Origin of the sequence: Amycolatopsis sp. NBC_01286, from assembly GCF_035982555.1 — a bacterium.
GTDB lineage: Bacteria > Actinomycetota > Actinomycetes > Mycobacteriales > Pseudonocardiaceae > Amycolatopsis.
The window spans coordinates 5807816-5823437 of sequence record NZ_CP108428.1; the positions used below are offsets into that span (position 1 = coordinate 5807816).

General features: G+C 69.7%; 18 protein-coding genes and 1 pseudogene. 8 read left to right on the plus strand and 11 right to left on the minus strand.

What is annotated here, in order from left to right; translation table 11 throughout:
* Positions 1 to 17 precede the first annotated feature (17 nt).
* Complete coding sequence (locus tag OG570_RS27945; RefSeq protein WP_326952152.1) at positions 18 to 896, minus strand: LysR family transcriptional regulator; 879 nt, start codon at positions 894 to 896, stop codon at positions 18 to 20.
* 64 nt (positions 897 to 960) lie between these two features.
* Between OG570_RS27945 and OG570_RS27950 the strand changes: the two genes are divergently transcribed.
* Positions 961 to 1422, plus strand: coding sequence for a nuclear transport factor 2 family protein (locus OG570_RS27950; RefSeq protein ID WP_326952153.1), 462 nt, complete (start codon positions 961 to 963; stop codon positions 1420 to 1422).
* A 6-nt stretch (positions 1423 to 1428) separates the two neighbouring features.
* On the opposite strand, the gene OG570_RS27955 is transcribed toward OG570_RS27950, so the two are convergent.
* Together OG570_RS27955 and OG570_RS27960 are read right to left on the minus strand one after the other, a co-directional pair.
* On the minus strand, positions 1429 to 1743 hold the full coding sequence (locus OG570_RS27955) for a hypothetical protein (RefSeq protein ID WP_326952154.1): 315 nt from the start codon (positions 1741 to 1743) through the stop codon (positions 1429 to 1431).
* 50 nt (positions 1744 to 1793) lie between these two features.
* Positions 1794 to 2024 (minus strand): three-helix bundle dimerization domain-containing protein, encoded by a 231-nt coding sequence (locus OG570_RS27960; protein WP_247053773.1) that lies wholly within the window; start codon positions 2022 to 2024, stop codon positions 1794 to 1796.
* 170 nt (positions 2025 to 2194) lie between these two features.
* Here OG570_RS27960 and OG570_RS27965 point away from each other — a divergent pair, with 170 nt between their 5' ends.
* Both OG570_RS27965 and OG570_RS27970 read left to right on the plus strand, forming a co-directional pair.
* A complete protein-coding gene (locus OG570_RS27965; protein WP_326952155.1) occupies positions 2195 to 3115 on the plus strand; it encodes a hypothetical protein in 921 nt (306 codons plus the stop codon).
* Between the two features lie 87 nt (positions 3116 to 3202).
* The gene (locus tag OG570_RS27970) at positions 3203 to 3640 is read left to right on the plus strand and encodes a L,D-transpeptidase (protein ID WP_371827543.1); all 438 of its coding nucleotides are present in this window, start codon (positions 3203 to 3205) and stop codon (positions 3638 to 3640) included.
* Here the strand turns inward: OG570_RS27970 and OG570_RS27975 are convergent.
* The 5 genes and pseudogenes from OG570_RS27975 to OG570_RS27995 all read right to left on the minus strand — a co-directional run bounded on the left by OG570_RS27975 (position 3595) and on the right by OG570_RS27995 (position 7769).
* Positions 3595 to 3981: a hypothetical protein gene (locus OG570_RS27975; RefSeq protein ID WP_326952156.1), complete on the minus strand. Its 387-nt coding sequence runs from the start codon at positions 3979 to 3981 to the stop codon at positions 3595 to 3597. The two genes, OG570_RS27970 and OG570_RS27975, sit on opposite strands and share 46 nt — an antisense overlap.
* 56 nt (positions 3982 to 4037) lie before the next feature.
* Positions 4038 to 4478: a hypothetical protein gene (locus OG570_RS27980; RefSeq protein WP_326952157.1), complete on the minus strand. Its 441-nt coding sequence runs from the start codon at positions 4476 to 4478 to the stop codon at positions 4038 to 4040.
* Positions 4479 to 4561: 83 nt separating this feature from the next.
* The gene (locus OG570_RS27985) at positions 4562 to 5923 is read right to left on the minus strand and encodes an NAD-dependent succinate-semialdehyde dehydrogenase (protein ID WP_326952158.1); all 1362 of its coding nucleotides are present in this window, start codon (positions 5921 to 5923) and stop codon (positions 4562 to 4564) included.
* 158 nt (positions 5924 to 6081) lie between these two features.
* Positions 6082 to 6522 (minus strand): annotated as a pseudogene (locus OG570_RS27990) (helix-turn-helix domain-containing protein); the annotation flags it as partial.
* A 119-nt stretch (positions 6523 to 6641) separates the two neighbouring features.
* Positions 6642 to 7769 carry a TIR domain-containing protein gene (locus OG570_RS27995; protein ID WP_326952159.1) on the minus strand — a complete coding sequence of 376 codons (1128 nt, stop codon included), beginning with the start codon at positions 7767 to 7769 and terminating at the stop codon, positions 6642 to 6644.
* Between the two features lie 662 nt (positions 7770 to 8431).
* Between OG570_RS27995 and OG570_RS28000 the strand changes: the two genes are divergently transcribed.
* Positions 8432 to 8785, plus strand: coding sequence for a VOC family protein (locus tag OG570_RS28000; protein ID WP_326952161.1), 354 nt, complete (start codon positions 8432 to 8434; stop codon positions 8783 to 8785).
* 59 nt (positions 8786 to 8844) lie between these two features.
* Here OG570_RS28000 and OG570_RS28005 read toward each other — a convergent pair whose 3' ends face one another.
* The gene (locus OG570_RS28005) at positions 8845 to 10131 is read right to left on the minus strand and encodes an ABC transporter substrate-binding protein (RefSeq protein ID WP_326952162.1); all 1287 of its coding nucleotides are present in this window, start codon (positions 10129 to 10131) and stop codon (positions 8845 to 8847) included.
* 129 nt (positions 10132 to 10260) lie between these two features.
* On the opposite strand from OG570_RS28005, the gene OG570_RS28010 reads away from it, so the two are divergent.
* Both OG570_RS28010 and OG570_RS28015 read left to right on the plus strand, forming a co-directional pair.
* On the plus strand, positions 10261 to 11283 hold the full coding sequence (locus OG570_RS28010) for a LacI family DNA-binding transcriptional regulator (protein WP_326952163.1): 1023 nt from the start codon (positions 10261 to 10263) through the stop codon (positions 11281 to 11283).
* A gap of 102 nt (positions 11284 to 11385) precedes the next feature.
* Positions 11386 to 11754, plus strand: coding sequence for a DUF742 domain-containing protein (locus OG570_RS28015; RefSeq protein ID WP_247053754.1), 369 nt, complete (start codon positions 11386 to 11388; stop codon positions 11752 to 11754).
* On the opposite strand, the gene OG570_RS28020 is transcribed toward OG570_RS28015, so the two are convergent.
* Positions 11741 to 12574, minus strand: a complete 834-nt coding sequence (locus tag OG570_RS28020; protein ID WP_326952164.1) for an alpha/beta fold hydrolase — start codon at positions 12572 to 12574, stop codon at positions 11741 to 11743. The two genes, OG570_RS28015 and OG570_RS28020, sit on opposite strands and share 14 nt — an antisense overlap.
* A gap of 66 nt (positions 12575 to 12640) precedes the next feature.
* On the minus strand, positions 12641 to 13267 hold the full coding sequence (locus OG570_RS28025; protein WP_326952165.1) for a TetR/AcrR family transcriptional regulator: 627 nt from the start codon (positions 13265 to 13267) through the stop codon (positions 12641 to 12643).
* Positions 13268 to 13306: 39 nt separating this feature from the next.
* On the opposite strand from OG570_RS28025, the gene OG570_RS28030 reads away from it, so the two are divergent.
* A complete protein-coding gene (locus OG570_RS28030; RefSeq protein WP_326952166.1) occupies positions 13307 to 14176 on the plus strand; it encodes an SDR family NAD(P)-dependent oxidoreductase in 870 nt (289 codons plus the stop codon).
* Positions 14177 to 14290: 114 nt separating this feature from the next.
* Positions 14291 to 15619, plus strand: coding sequence for a purine-cytosine permease family protein (locus tag OG570_RS28035; RefSeq protein WP_326952167.1), 1329 nt, complete (start codon positions 14291 to 14293; stop codon positions 15617 to 15619).
* The last annotated feature ends 3 nt before the right edge of the window (positions 15620 to 15622 follow it).

The following is a 15622-nucleotide window of genomic DNA, read 5'->3' on the forward strand; positions in this document are numbered from 1 at the left end:
CCTGGGCCCGCGCGACGTCAGGCCGGCTCGCGCACCAGCTCCGCCGCCGCCTCGGTGAACGCCCGCACCCGGGCCGTCGTCGCGTCGGCTCGCCAGACCAGGCTCCACTCCAGCCGCGGCGCGTCGCCGAACGGGACGTACGCGAGGTCGGGCCGCGGGTAGTACCGCCGGATGTGGGCGCCCACCGGCAGGACGCCCTCGCCCGCGCCCGCCGACGTCAGCAGCTCCTGCAGGCCCGCGGCCGGCCGGGTCACGGCGTGCGGCGCGTGCTCGTCGAGCCACGGGTCCGGCAGCGCGCAGCGCAGCACCGTCACCCGCGCCAGGTCCGCGGCCGGCACCGACTCCCGCCGGGCGAACGGGTGGCCCGCGGCCACCGCGAGGAAGCGCAGCTCCCGCACCAGCACCGGGCCGGTGACCAGGCCCGGGCCGTCGAGCGGGAGGCCGGCCAGCACGACGTCGACCTCGCCGTCCCGCAGCCACGGCAGCACCTCGGCGGGCCGGACCTCCCGGAACTCGACCCGGCAGCCCGGCTGCCGCCGCCGGAACAGCTCGGCCACCCCGGCCAGCAGCTGCCCGCCCGCCGCGTCGCCGAACGCGACGCGCAGCGTGCCCGTCACCCCGCGCCCGGCCTCGATCGCCTTCCCGAACGCCGCCTCGACCGCCGACCACGCGGGCCCGAGGTCGGCCAGCAGCCGCCGCCCGGCCGGCGTCAGCTCGACCCGGCGGCTGGTCCGCGCGAACAACGGCACGCCGACGTGCCGTTCGAGCTTCCGGATCGTCTGGCTGACCTGCGCGGTCGACACGTGCAGCCGCTCGGCCGTGCGACCGAAGTGCAGCTCCTCGGCGAGCGTCAGGAACGACTCCACCTCACGCCGCTCCGGCGCACCGTTAACCACCACTTCACGATCGTGGCACAGAAGCGCGTTGATCACCCTCGCGAGCAGGACGAGCCTGGAGCGCGTGACCACTTCGCTCCAGGAACTCCACGACCGCGTCGAGATCATCGACGCGCTGTACCGCTTCGGCCTCGGCCAGGACCTCGAGGACCGGGCGCTGTTCGCGTCGTCGTTCGCGGCCGACGCCGAGGTCGACTTCCGGCCGGCGGCCGCGCGGTGGGGCGCGGCGCCGCCGGTGATGACCGGCCGGGACGCCATCGTCGACACGATCCTCGCGCTGTTCGCCGGGCGCGTCGACACGACCCACCAGGTCACGAACCCGCGCGTCATGATCGACGGCGACACCGCGCACCTGACCGCGCTCGTCGAGGCGCAGCACCTGCTGAGCCCCGACCACGACGTCCACGCGCTGCTGAAGAACCGCTACGACGCCGACCTGGTGCGGGACGGCGACCGCTGGGTGCTGCGCCGCGTCGTCATCGAAAACGCTTGGTACACCGGCGATCCCGCCGCGATCTTCGGCTGAGCCGGGCTACTCGCCGCGCATCGAGCGGCGGATGGCGGCCAGCCTTTCCTTGGCCGCCTGGTCGCGGTCGGCGATCTGCTTGTCCAGGGCCTCGGTCGTGTTCTCGGTCCCCAGCCCGGCCACCTCCTCCGCGCCGAGCGAAGTCGTGTACCGGTTCTCGATCTTGTCCCGCACGAAGTCGAAGCTCGGGACGCCGCCCTCGCTGTAGTCCGGGTCCGGCAGTGGTAGCGCCGGCGACGGCACCGCGAGGGCGGCGGTCGGGGTTTCGTCGACGATCTCGCCGTCCACCACGTTCGGGTCGTCCACGGGCTTGTCGTTCATCGTCGCTCCTCGCCACTGCCGGTCTGCCACCGACCTTAGCGCCGGAGCGGTCAGTCCCGCCGGTGCTTCGCCGGTGGCGCCGCCAGCGTCGCGCGGACCGCCCGTTCGACGAGGATCGGCACGAAGACGTGGATGCGGGCGTCGCCGAACCGCGCGCGTTCGCGCTCGACCAGGTCGTGGACGGACTCCCGGCCGTAGTCGCGGGCCAGCCGGTCCTCGACCACCGACAGCTGCAGGTCCAGCTGCTCGGAAGCGATGGTGTCCAGCGTGGGTGTGCTCATGAAGGGCCTCCCTGCGTCGCGTGAGGGGGAAGTACCCGGCGAGACGACCACGGGGTGAACTGAAGATGAACGACAGGGGCGCGTCCGGCAGTGGGTAATTCGGCCGTGTGCGGTCGCGGCCGGGTGGTGAATTCTCGACGCGGTAAGTCGCTTGCCGGAGGGAGCAGACCATGAGTGCCGGGGCGTACCACGCCGAGACGACGGAGATGGGGACGGTCGTCAAGGCGGTCGAAGACGTCGGGTCGTCGTTCCTGTCGACCACGCGGGACCTCGAAGGGCTCGTGCTGAACGCCCTGTCGTTCGCCGGGATCGGCAGCGGCGTCGCCGCCGCGAACTCGGCGCTGCACTCGCAGCTCGGCAGCGCGTTGCAGAAGTTCCTCAGCCTGATCGGGAACGTCAACCAGAACGTCCAGACGGCCGCGAACGGCTACAACGCCGCGGACGCCGACGTCGCCCAGGGCTACGGCGGCGGCACGCAGCAGGCCGCGGCCGGCGGTGGCGCCGCGGCGGCGGCCGCGCCGATACCGCAGCTCGACCCGCGTGTCGTCGACTCGATCATGGCGTCCGAGGGCGCCACGGGGGAGCAGGGCGGCGTGCCCGAGGCCTACGGCTTCCGGCAGAACATGCACAACGGCTACGACCAGATCATCGCGGCGCGCGAGCAGTACGGCCAGGGCAGCGCCGAGGAACGCGCCGTCGTCAGCGACCTGATGAGCGCGAACGCCCGCGCGGCGGGCGCGCTCAACTTCACCGACGCCGGCACGCAGGCCGCGATCATGTCCGGCGCCCACATGCGCGGCGCCGGCGGCGTCCGCGCGATCATCAACCACATGGGCGGCGACGACATCGTGCGCAGCTCGAACACGATCAGCGACGCGGCGGTCCAGCACGTCCAGGGCCTCTCGGCGCAGGACTTCCAGCAGCAGTTCCACGACGCGCGCATCGAGTACGACCGCCAGATCTACGGCGGCACGACCACCCACCAGGGCGGGCACACGGCGAACTGGTGGGACCGCTACGGAAACGGGCTGACCCAGCGCTACGACCGCGAGCAGAACGAGTTCCTCGGGTTGTCCCAGCCGCAGAACTGAACCGTTCCAATGATCTTCGGGGTGATTCGAAGATCGGGAAACGGGGCACTTCACCTCCTGTAGCCGAACGACAGCGGGAGGCACACGATGATCCGGAGGATGACCGCGGTACTGGGCGGGATCGCCGCCATGGCGGGCGTGGTGACGCTCGCCGGGACGGCGGAGGCGGCTTCAACGCCGTGCAGTGCCGAAGCGAAAGCCTGCGTCCAACGCAGTACGAACACGGCGTGGTTGACGGACGGCGCCGGGAACGTCACGCACGGCGGGGTCCCGATCACGGTCGGGCTCGCGAAGTACCCGACTCCGCTCGGGACGTTCCACGTGCAGTACAAGGACATCGACCACTACAGCAAGCAGTTCAACGGGCCGATGCCGTATTCGGTGTTCTTCACGAACACCGGGGTCGCGTTCCACCAGGGCAGCCTGAAGGTGAAGTCCCACGGCTGCGTGCACCTTTCGCACGCGGACGCGGTGACCTTCTACAACTCGCTGCACCCGGGTGACGTGGTCCAGGTCGTGGCCTGAGCTATCCGTCCCCGGAATCGTCCACTGTGGAGCAGTCCACCGAGGACGGCGCCGAAGACCAAGTGGTCCAGCACCTGCGGAACGCGGGGAAGCGTGCGCACCGCCGGGTAGGCCCTCGCGACGATCCCGAGATCGAGCGCCGCGATGGCCAGCCCGGCCACGGCACCGCGGGTGACGCCGAGCTCCTGGCGGCGGAAGGCGAAGCTCAGCACGACGGTCCAGAGGGAAGAGATCCCGATGTGCGCGACCAGCCCGGCGGCGACGCCGGGCCGGTCGCGCCGTCCGGGCAGCAAAGTCCCGGCCGCACGCGTCGCGGCGAGGACGTCACCACGCGTCAGCAAGGCATGAGCGGTGGACGGAACCCCGCTCACCACAGCGGCGATCACCCCAGCGCGAATCATGTGGCCAGGTAACCGGCCAGCCGAATCCGCAGCCCGCGAACGTAGGGAAGCGCGATCGTGAACGCGGCCGCGGGGTGATACCCGGGCAGCCGGTCGCCGTGCGTACAAGGCCCGGCGAAGTAGACGAAGGCGTCTTCGTCGTCGTAGCGCCCGGGAGACCAGCGCGTCGCATCCCCGGCCCGTCGATCCGGGCACTCGGCCCGCGCGACCCAGTAAGCGCCGAGTTTCATCACCTTGGCCAGCTGAACGGCGAACCCACCGAGATCGGTCTCCGGCAGCCCGAGCCCCCGCCCGCTCCACACCCGGGGCGTGCGGTAGTCGTCACCCACAAGGTGGCCGAAGGTGACCGAGCCGCCCACGCACAGCCGCGTCCAGCGAGCGGATTCCGCTGCCCCAGCGGAAACCCCACGCCGCCCGCCGACGATCTCCAGCGTCATGAGGGAACGATAGTCGATCAACCCGTGATCGACACCGCCGTGAGGGTCGAGCCGACTGCGCCGCCCGGTCTAGTGACACCCGTTCAGAGCCGGATGGGCTTCTTGTTCATGAACTCCTCGATGCCCAGCGGTCCCAGCTCCCGGCCGATGCCCGAGCGCTTGATGCCGCCGAACGGGAGGTCCGCCTCCGAACCGCCCGACTTGTTCAGGTAGACCATGCCCGCCTCGATGCCGCGGGCTACCCGCGTGGCCCGGGTGCGGTCGGTGCCGAAGACGCTCGCGCCCAGGCCGAACGGCGTGTCGTTCGCCAGGGCGATCGCCTCCTCCTCGGTCTCCGCGCGGAACACCAGGACCACCGGGCCGAAGATCTCCTCGTGGTAGGCGGCCATCTCCGGCGTCACGTCGGTGAGGACCGTGGCCTCCAGGTAGGCGCCCGGGCCGGGGACTCGGTGGCCGCCCGCGCGCAGGGTCGCGCCTTCGCGGATCGCCGTCTGGACCTGGGCGGCGACCTCGTCCGCCGCCGCTGTCGAGGCCAGCGGGGGCAGTGTCGTCGCCGGGTCCGCCGGGTCGCCCGGGACGTAGTACTCCGCGACGCGCTTGGCCAGCCGGTCGACGAACTCGTCGTAGAGCTCGCCCAGCACGATCATCCGCTTGGGCGCGTTGCACGACTGGCCGCAGTTGCGCATCCGGGCGGTCGCGGTGACCTTCACCGTCTCGTCCAGGTCGTCGGTGTCCAGCACGATCAGCGGGTCGGACCCGCCGAGCTCGAGGACGCACTTCTTGAGGTTCCGCCCGGCCTCGGCCGCGACGGAGATCCCGGCCTGCTCGCTGCCCGTCAGCGAGACGCCCTGGATGCGCGGGTCCGCGAGCATCCACGGGACCTGACGGCTGGACGCGAAGACGTTCACGTACGCGTCTTCGGGCACGCCGGCGTCCAGCAGCACCCGCTCGATCGCGGCGGCCGAGCGCGGGCAGATCGACGCGTGCTTGAGCAGGATCGTGTTGCCCAGCACCAGGTTCGGCGCGACGAACCGGGCGACCTGGTAACACGGGAAGTTCCACGGCATGACGCCGAGCAGCGCGCCGATCGGCTCCTTGGTGAGCACGGCCTCGCCGCCGCGGATCGGGAGCGGCTCGTCGGCGAGCAGGTCCGGGCCGCGCTCGCCGTAGTACCGGAAGATGTCGACGACGATGCCGATCTCCCCGCGGCCCTCGTTGATCCGCTTCCCCATTTCGAGCGTCATGATCGCGGCCAGCTCGCCGGCGCGTTCGGCGAACAGGTCCGCGGCCCGCAGCACGATCGCGGCCCGCTCGGCGACCGGCCGGCGCCGCCAGGCCCGGTAGCCGCCGTGCACCCGGCCGATCGCGGCGCGGACCTCGTCGTCGGTCGCGTTCGGGATCTCTTCGACCAGCTCACCCGTCGCGGGATCAGTGACTGAGTACATGAGAGCGACGGCCTCCAGCTTCGACGGCAACGCGGTCGAGCCTGAGTATAGCCTACTGAATACTGTATACACTAGCCGTCAGTGGTTGGGTGAGCTGCGAGGTTCTAACTGATGCCGAGGCGGCCTTCGCCCGAAGTCGTGGTGGCTTCCGTCGGCTATGTCGTCTTGATCAGCCCGGGCAGCGCGGTGACGACGCGCCCGAGGTCGCCCTTCTGGTAGCTCGACCAGGCACCTTCCACCAGTTGACGAACAGGCTGCGGGTCGAGGTACTCGGGCGACATGGCCGAGGAGAACAGCGTCCGCGACAGGCGGCGAGGAGCCATCAGCGCGTCTCGGATCGCCGGGACGTCGTCGTGCTTGTCCTGCTCCTCCATCAGCACGGGTTCGCCGAGCAGGTCACCCAGTGTTACCCGCAGCGCTCGCGCGAGGTCGGCCAGCACGTCCAGGCGGCGGATGTCCCGCTCACCGCGCTCGATCTTGCTCAACCAGTCCTCTGTACGGCCCACCAGGTCAGCAAGCACCGCCTGTGACAGTCCACGCCGCCGCCGGTAGAACGCAATCCGCTCACCGATGCTGAGTTGGTCACCCGCACCACGCATGGTTAGAGATTACAGGTCAAGCGTCTTGCGTTCGAACCGAGTTCGCCAGTGTCGACGCCCTTCCTGTGTCGGCGGACATGTTCCGACATTTGTGCGTGTAAGGCATATGGCGACAGGTGTTAAATTTCTATAAGCCCTTCTCGCTCAAGAACAAGACGAACTTCTTCGAACTTGGCGGAGATATTCCCGCGCGGAAACCGAATTTGGCCTAGGCCGTTGATATTTGAAAACTCCTCGCAGCCCTCTTCGAGCATAACAATAGCACGCGAGAACCCCAAGCGACCTTGGAATAATCCAACCTCGTGTACGACGTTCATGCGAGCGGTAACGGTACCATCCTCGCGCTCATCCTCGGCGGTAAGTACTAAAAATGCAATCTTTGCACTGTCCAACATTCCGATCAAGCGTTGAATATTAGTTACTCCGGCGACTGGAACGCGATTGAATTCGTCATACGGCAACCTTAGGCGTTCATTAATGAAGTCTTTCAGCTCGCGCCAAAGCGGAGAGCGCCCGTGTCCGATAAACACGTTGGTCCCCATGTTTTCGCCAGTAAGTGAGCCACCTTCGGCTCTGCGTGCGATGTGTCGACTCGCGGCAACGAGAACTGACTTAAGTTCGCGGCACTTATCGAACGAGCCAGCTATGGCGAGCATTTCGGCAAGTACTTCTTGGTGTGGGGCCACTCGGAGGCCGCCGTCAATGGCAACGGAGTCACGAGACATGACCGTCCCGCGGGGTAGCCAAGCGTATGAAATTTGAGCCTTTGAAGGTATTCCGAGGTTCTCTACTCGTTGCTCGATTTGAGCAACGTATGTGTCTGGAATGTATTCTTGATAGGTCTTCAGTATTGAAAGGGCATCCTGCTTGGATGTCTCAAATTCTGCTACGGCTTGCCGTGATAAAGCTTTTGCGTCGGAGTAGTCTGCCTCTCCGGCAAGTTCGCGAATTCTGATCTGCACGGTCTTGCTGTCGTATTCTTTCCAGTTGTCGCTAGACCTATGCATTGCGCCGACGAAACCCCACTCGCGACTGAAGTGGTCACCTGGGGCTATGGGAGAAAAGTTCTGATAGTAGACGTTTGCGTGATAGCCGAGCGGCGACCCTGACCACGTCTCGGCAACGGTTTCTGCCGCGTCCTTCATTCGGAGGGCTGGCTGCATGATTCTGCTATTGTCGTCGACCTCGGCATACTTGTCGAGTCGTGTAGCTACCTCGATCAATTGTTCGTTGAAAGACTTTGGCATTAGTCGTGACTCCTATTGTCTGCCGAACTTGGCTCTATGGGATCAAGACGCGCCGCCAGTGGCGGCGCGCACGTCACCACCCGTGCGGCGGGCTCGCCCTCATGCGACACGGACGGCCTGCCGCTCCGCTTCGGCCGCCGGTCGCCGGGCGGCCCGCCGGAGGGCCGGCCGCGTACGCGCGCCGCCGGGAGCCGGTTGATCCACTCGTCCCCATACGGCCAGAGACGCCGTCGAGTCGATCAGTGTTACGCCGTTCAGCGCCACGATCGGGTGAACCGCTCCCTCGTCGGCGATCTTTTAACACCGGCCGACCGCCATCAAGGGCGCCTGCGGCGTCGCTGCGCGATGGACGCAAGCGCCCACCCTTGACACCGGCCCTCCGGCGCTAACGGCGGCGGGGACGAGGAAGACGGGGAGGTCTGCCACCAGGCCAGACAGGCACAGGGGCAGCGAGGAGCCAGGCCGTCTACAGGCCGTCAGACGTCCAGACAGGGCCGGACGCGACCGGACCCAACGCAAAAGAGCAGGTCAGAGGCAGTGCGCCCAGGAACGCCCCCAGGCCCATTGACCGCCTGGATAGTTCATGAACAAGAGACCCATCTGGCTCTGAGCGGCACACGAACGTGCCGGTTTTGTCGGACCCCGCGGGCATGATGGCCCGCGTGATCGGAACCTGGCACGGCCTCGTCCTCGACTGTCCTGACCCGGCCGCCCTCGCGGCCTTCTACCAGGAGCTGCTCGGCATGGTTCGCGTGCAGGACGGCGCGGACTTCGTCGTCATCGGTGACGCTCCGGACCGGCCGGGGGTCGCCTTCGCGCGGGTGCCCGGGTCGCGCGCTCCCGCTTGGCCCGACGGGGATCCGCCGCAGCAGATGCACTTCGACGTGCGCGTCGAGGACCTCGACGTCGCCCAGGAGCAGGTGCTGGCGCTCGGGGCGACGCCGCTGAAGGGTGGCGAGCGGTTCCGGGTCTTCGCCGACCCGGCCGGGCACCCGTTCTGCCTCGTCGCCTGGTGATCGCGGTAGAGGGCGGGGAACGGGGCCAAGTCTCACCGTTCCCCGCCCCATCCGGGTTGCTACGGGATGATGCCTCGCGACGCCAGCGCGTCCGCCAGGCGCTCGCGCAGTTCGTGCGCCGTGGCCTGGACGTCGATTTCCGCCGGGGGTGAGAGCACCTTCGAGATCACCGTCGACAGGTTCTGGTACGCCGGGGTGAGGGGGCGGACCGCCGCGTCCGTCAGCGCCGCCTGGATGTCGCCCTTCATCGGGTACTGGTCGGCCATCGTCGGGTTTTCCTTCGGGTCACCCGGTTTCGCCGCGTCGAGCGGGGCCGTGTCGCGGTAGATCGACGCCAGGCTCGGCGGGATGCCGTCGACCAGGGCCTGGTACTTCTGGCTCGACGCGTTGCGCAGGCACAGCGCCGCTTCGAACGCTTCCGGCTTGTGCTGCGAGTACGTGCTCACGGCCAGGTTGAAGCCGCCGATGGTGACCCGGCTGGGTTGTCCGGCGACGACCGACGGGTAGCGCGTCCACTTGAAGTGGCTCAGCTCCTGCGGCTTTTCCTTGGCGTAGGAGGCGTACACGAACGGCCAGTTCAGCTCGGTCGCCGCCTGGCCGCGCTGGAACGCCTGGCGGATCTCGTCTTCCTTCTGGTTCGTCAGCGACGGATCGGTGATCCCCGCGGTGGTCAGCTTCTTGAGCAGCTCGAGAGCCTTCACCGCGCCGTCGTCCATCACCACGGACTTGCCGTCGTCGGACAGGATGTGCCCGCCCGCCGACGCCACCAGCGTGTTGTAGAAGACGACCAGGCCTTCGTACTGCGCGCCGGTGAACACGACCTGGTACGGCTTCCCGGCCGCCTTCAGCTGCTGGGCCTGGTCCATCAGCTGGTCGAACGTCCTGGGCGGCGACGGCGTGATCCGGTCGTCGTACCAGAGCAGCTGCACGTTGGTGTTCTTCGTGGCGCCGTAGAGCTTTCCGTTCCACTTGGCCGTCGCCAGCGGGCCGGGCAGCACGTCCCGGGTGGCGGCCGCGGCGTCGGCGCCGGTCCACTCCTGCGCCCAGCCCGCCTCGGCGAACTCGGGCACCCAGGTGACGTCGAGGCCGAGCACGTCCAGCGACGTGTCGCCCGCGGCGAGCCGGCGCACCATCTGCTCGCGCTGGCCGTCCGCGCCGCGCGGCAGCTTGTTGTAGACGATCTTGTAGCGGCCGCCGGCTTCCTGCGTGCACTTGTCGACCACCGTCTGGAGGTGGTCCTCCGGCGAGATGTAGAGGTTGATCGTGAGTCCCGCGGCCCCCGAGCACGCGGCGAGCACGCTGCTCGCCAGGAGCGCGGCGCCCACGACGGGAAGGATCTGGCGCATGTCGGCCTCCTTGCCGGACAGCCCACGCTGATTGCAAGCGCTTGCAGCGATGATTATCCTCGATCGAGGTGGGTGTCAATCCGCCAACCGTGAAGGACTGCAAGCGCTTGCAAGACCCGGGGTAGGGAAATGCCGGACAAGCTCGACGACGTCGCCCGGCTCGCCGGGGTCTCGGCGGCGACCGTCTCGCGGGCCTTGCGCGGCGTGCCGGGGGTCGCCGAGCGCACGCGGACGCGGGTGCTGGCCGCCGCCGCGGAGCTCGGCTACGCGATCTCGCCCGCCGCGTCGAGCCTGGCCACCGGACGCACCGGCACGGTCGGCGTGATCGTGCCCTACGTCGACCGCTGGTACTTCGCGCGTCTCATCGCCGGCGTCGAACGCGTGCTGCGCGAGGCCGGGATCAGCTTGCTGCTCTACAACCTGGGTGACGACACGGGCCGCGCCCGGTTCTTCGCCGGTCTCCCGCTGCGCCGGCGCGTCGACGCGGTGCTCGTGCTGTCGCTCCCGCTCTCGGTGATCGAACGCGAGCTGCTGCTGGGCCTCGACGTCCCGCTCGTCACGATCGGCACCGAAGAGCCCGGCGCGGACTCCGTCGGGATCGACGACCACGGCGCCGCGGTGACCGCGATGCGCCACCTCGTCCAGCTGGGCCACCGCGAAATCGCGTTCATCGGCGAGGACGCCCCGGTGCCGCTCGGGTTCACGACGCCGTTGCGCCGGCTGGCGGCCTACCGCGAGATCTCCCACGCGGTGTGCCGCGAAGACGGCCGTGCGCCGGACGCCGCGTTCGAGACCGGCGGCGGGTTCACCGTCGCCGGCGGGGAACGGGCGATGGGCACCCTGCTGGGCTTGCCTCGCCGGCCGACCGCGGTGTTCGCCGCGTCGGACGAGATGGCCTTCGGCGCGTTGCGGGCGCTGCGCCGGACCGGGCTGCGGGTGCCGGACGACGTCTCGGTGCTCGGGTTCGACGACCACGACCTGGCCGAGCTGCTCGACCTGAGCACCGTCGCCCAGCCGGTGGCCGAGCTCGGTGCGCGTGCGGGCGAGCGGATCCTGGCGCGATTGTCCGATGGAAAAATCCTGACATCTCCGGCGATCTTGCGGACAAGACTAGTCCTTCGGGGCAGTACCGCCCCGCCGACGGCTCGTTGACCTGCGCTTTTTCCGGCGTTGCTCTGTTCGGTCGATTGCGGCCGAGGCGATCAGCGGGTCAAATAATCGCCGACAAGGATTAATCGCAGTGAGGAGCTGGCTGTGCAGTGGGGGTCCGTGCTCGAAGATGGCGGGGCGGGCATGGTCCGTCCGTACTTCCGCACCCATGGCCGGACGCGGCCGACACGGGATCTTCCCGTCGAGACACTGGTCTCGACCACCCCGCGGGGGCGGGCCGTGGTGCGGGGGAGCTCGCGGGAGGAATCGGAGATCTGCGCGCTGCTCCGGACGTCCCAGTCGGTCGCCGAAGTCGCGGCGCTGCGCCGGATTCCGCTGGGGGTGGCGCGGGTTCTGCTGTCGGACCTCGCCGATCGTGGCCTGGTGGCCGTGCACACCGTCCGGATGACCGCGGGCAACCGGCCGAGCCTGGATCTGATGCACCGCATCCTCCAGGGCCTCAGCGCGTTGTGAACTCCCGGATCAGCCGGGCGAACTCGGCCGGTTGGTCCAAGGGCAGCAGCGTGTAGCTGTCGGCCACTTCGACGAGCTTTCCCTTGGGCAGCAACGCCGCCAGCCGTTTCCCGTGCTCCGGCGGCATCACGCGGTCCTCGCTCGCCCAGACGACGAGCACCGGCCGGTCGAACGCCGGCAGCCGCTCGGTGGGCTCCCGCAGGAAGCCCGGGTCGGCGCCCGCGGCGCGCAGCATGCGGACGGTGTCACGGCGGATTCCCGCGTCCGTCAGGATCGGCCGGACCCAGCCCGCCGTGGTCGCGTCGCCGCGCTTGGTGAGCCACCCGAACGCGATCGGCAGCCGCCGCACCGCGCGCAGGCGCATCTGCTGCATGAACAGCCCGAACAGCCGCGGCGAGAGCTTGCCGGACGTCACGACCGTCTTGCCGGTGAGGCCCGGCGGGAAGTTGTCGAACGCCTCGCACGAACCGAGCACCACGCGGCTCACGCGCGCCACGCCGTCCGCCATCAGCAGCTGGACCAGCGCGCCGCCGGTGTCGACGCCGACCAGCGTGACGTCCCGCAGGTCCAGCCGCGCGAGGAATTCGCCCAGCAGGCGGGCGATCCCGGGCAGCGACAGGTCCGCGTCCGCGCGCACCGGGTGCCGGTGCGCGCCGAGCGGCAACGTCGGGACGACGCACCGGTGGTCGGCGGCGAGGTCCGCGACCGGGCCGTCCCACAGCGAGCCGTCCATCAGCAGGCCGTGGACCAGGACGACGACCGGGCCCGGCCCGCCGCTGTCGGTGTACTCGACGGTTCCCGCGGACAGTTCGACCTGCATGACGGCCTCCCGGTGACGTCCCCCTGCGCAGAAGTGAACCACGTGGTTCGCAAACTGTCGAGGAACTCAGGAAGCCGCTTCCTCCCGCTCGACCGCGCGCAGCAGCGCCTGGAACCCGGCTTCGGCGCCCGAGCCGTCGTCGCTGGTCAGCAGGTCCACCAGGAACCCGCGCAGGGTCGCCAGGATCATCTCCGCGACCTCGAGTTTCCGCTGGTCGGGCCAGTGCGACGGGCAGAACGACACCAGCGCCGGCAGGTACTGCTGCGACGCGCCCCGGCCGAGGGCGGCGTAGCGGCCCGGGTCGTACATCGCCAGGCCCATCGCCTGGTCGAGCACCCGCCGCAGCCGCGACTCCTCGTCGCGGAGGCTGTGCCACGCGGCCCGGACGCGGGCGCTGAGCGTGGCCGGCTCGGCCGTGATCGCCGCCAGCGCGTTGCCGATCCGGCGGTCCCGCAGGGTGACGACCGCCTGGCGGAGCAGGTCTTCGGCGCCGTCGAAGTGGTAGAGCAGCACCTTGTGCGTCGTCCCGGCCGCCCGCGCGGCACGCCGGAGCGAGAAGTCCACGAGGCCGTTCTCGGCGACGTCGTCGGTCACCTTGTCGAGCAGTTCCCGGCGCCGGGCCTCCCCGCGCGGCGAGCCGGCCGACCGGCGGTAGCCCGCCCGGGCCGGTTCGTCCCCGGTAGCGTTGTCCACGGGAGACAGCTTGGCATGCTGCCCCGGAGGGGATTCGCGATGCACGTGCTGGTGACCGGGGGCAATGCCGGCATCGGGTACTTCGCCGCCGAGCAGCTCGCCTCGGCGGGCGCGGAGGTGACCATCGGCAGCCGCGACGCGGCGAAGGCCGAGGCGGCGGCCGCCTCGATCCGCTCGCACGTCTCGGGCGCGAAGATCCGCCACGTCCGGCTCGACCTGGCCGATCTCGCGTCGCTCGAACCGGTCGTGAACGCCGTCGGCGCGCTCGACGCCCTCGTCTGCAACGCCGGGGTGATGCTCGACGAGCCGCCGCGGCGCGAGACGGCCGACGGCCACGAAATGATGTTCGGCACCAACCACCTCGGCCACTTCGCCCTCGTGGCGCGGCTGCTGCCGAACCTCGCGCCGGACGGCCGGATCGTCACCACCGGCAGCTTCGCGGCGAAGTCGTCGAGCCTCGACTTCGCCGACCTCCAAAGCGAACGCGACTACCACCCGAAGCGCGCGTACGAGCGGTCCAAGCTGGCCCAGATGCTGTTCGCGCTGGAGCTCGACCGGCGGCTGCGGGCCGCGGGTTCGAAGCGGCTCAGCGTCGTCGCGCACCCGGGTGGCGCGCTCGACTCGCTGACGCCGTCGCGGCCGCCGGTGCACGTCCGCACCGCCGGGCAGTGGCTGCGCGGGCTGCCGGCCCGCGCGCTGCTGCAGGGCAAGGACGCCGGCGCGCGCCCCGCCGTCCGCGCGGTGCTCGGCCCGGACGTCGCGGGCGGGCAGCTGTGGGGCCCGCGGACGTTCGGCCTGCGCGGCCGCCCCCGGCTCGAACCCCGCTGGGCGAACCTGACCGAAGATCCTTCAGCGGCGCGGTTGTGGGCGGAAAGCGTCACGCTGACCGGGCTGGACCCGCTGGGCTGACCGTGCGATCTGCACAGCGCTGACGGCCCGGCTGTGCACATCGCACGGTGACGTCTCCGGGAGGGCTGCTTACGGTGCGAGGAACCGTTCCCCAGCCCGGAGAAGGAGGTCGGCGTGGCCTCAACAGTCGGTGTCGACGACTATGCCCTGACCAGAGTGCCGGACCACGCCCGGTACTCGTGGTGGTCGGTCGCGGTCCAGCGGTTCGGCCAGGTGTCCGCCCTGTCCCAGTTCCTGCTCGGAGCCACCGTCGGCTTCGGGATGGGCTTCTGGCAGGCGGTCCTGGCCTTCACCCTCGGGTCGGTCATCCTCGAGCTCATCACCATCCTCGTCGGCGTCATCGGCGTCCGCGAGGGCCTGACGACGTCCATGATCGCCCGCTGGACCGGTTTCGGCCGCGGCGGTTCGGCGCTCATCGGGCTCGCCATCGGGATCAGCCTCATCGGCTGGTTCGGCATCCAGTCCGCGGTCTCCGCGCAGGGGCTCGTCGCGCTCATCGGCGGCCTGCCGGAGTGGGGCTGGGCGCTCGTGTTCGGCCTGCTCGTCACCGCGATCGTGGTGCGCGGCTTCCACTCCATGGCCTGGACGGCGTACGTGACCGTCCCGGCGTTCCTGATCCTGGTCGGCTGGTCGGTCGTCTCGGAGCTGACCCGCCACGACCTCGGCGCGCTCGTCTCCTCGGCCCCGCCCGGGCCGTCGCTGAGCCTGTTGCAGGGCACGACCCTGGTGGCGGGCGGCTTCATCGTCGGCGCCGTCATCACCCCGGACATGACCCGCTTCAACCGGTCCACTTCGGACGTCGTCAAGCAGACGCTCGTCGGGATCACCCTCGGCGAGTACGTGATCGGCCTGTCCGGCGTGCTGCTCGCGCACGCCATCGGCACGGCCGGGATCACCACGATCGTGACGTCGTCGGTCGGCTGGGTCGGGCTGCTGATCGTCATCGCGGGCACGATGAAGATCAACGACTGGAACCTGTACTCCTCCGGCCTCGGCGTCGTGAACTTCATCGGCACGGTGTCCGGTCGCAAGGCCCACCGCGGGCTCGTCACGGCGGTGCTCGGCCTGGCCGGCAGCGTGCTCGCCGCGGCCGGGATCCTGGCGAAGTTCACCGACTTCCTCACCGTGCTGGGCGTTGCGTTCCCGCCGATCGCCGGGATCATGGTCGCCGAGTACTTCGTGGTCAAGAAGTGGCGCGGGGACCTGGAAAGCGCCCGCGCCCGCGGCACCGTGCCCGACGACGCGCCGCTGTGGGTGCCCGCGACGCTCGTCGTCTGGGTCGCCGCGGCGCTCTTCGGGGAGTTCGTCGAATGGGGCCTGCCGAGCATCAACTCGCTCGTCGTGGCCTTCGTCCTGTACGTCGTCGCGGGGAAGCTCGGCCTGGTACGGGGGGTCGGCAGCAGCCGGACCGCCGAGGCCGCTCCCGCCGTCCAGACAGCCTAAGGA

Bases quoted from the DNA above. Each gene is read 5' to 3' on its own strand.
- OG570_RS27955 (WP_326952154.1), bottom strand. From the start codon at position 1,743: ATGAACGACAAGCCCGTGGACGACCCGAACGTGGTGGACGGCGAGATC.
- OG570_RS27960 (WP_247053773.1), bottom strand. From the start codon at position 2,024: ATGAGCACACCCACGCTGGACACCATCGCTTCCGAGCAGCTGGACCTG.
- OG570_RS27965 (WP_326952155.1), top strand. From the start codon at position 2,195: ATGAGTGCCGGGGCGTACCACGCCGAGACGACGGAGATGGGGACGGTC.
- OG570_RS27970 (WP_371827543.1), top strand. From the start codon at position 3,203: ATGATCCGGAGGATGACCGCGGTACTGGGCGGGATCGCCGCCATGGCG.
- OG570_RS27980 (WP_326952157.1), bottom strand. From the start codon at position 4,478: ATGACGCTGGAGATCGTCGGCGGGCGGCGTGGGGTTTCCGCTGGGGCA.
- OG570_RS27985 (WP_326952158.1), bottom strand. From the start codon at position 5,923: ATGTACTCAGTCACTGATCCCGCGACGGGTGAGCTGGTCGAAGAGATC.
- OG570_RS27995 (WP_326952159.1), bottom strand. From the start codon at position 7,769: ATGCCAAAGTCTTTCAACGAACAATTGATCGAGGTAGCTACACGACTC.
- OG570_RS28005 (WP_326952162.1), bottom strand. From the start codon at position 10,131: ATGCGCCAGATCCTTCCCGTCGTGGGCGCCGCGCTCCTGGCGAGCAGC.
- OG570_RS28010 (WP_326952163.1), top strand. From the start codon at position 10,261: ATGCCGGACAAGCTCGACGACGTCGCCCGGCTCGCCGGGGTCTCGGCG.
- OG570_RS28020 (WP_326952164.1), bottom strand. From the start codon at position 12,574: ATGCAGGTCGAACTGTCCGCGGGAACCGTCGAGTACACCGACAGCGGC.
- OG570_RS28030 (WP_326952166.1), top strand. From the start codon at position 13,307: ATGCACGTGCTGGTGACCGGGGGCAATGCCGGCATCGGGTACTTCGCC.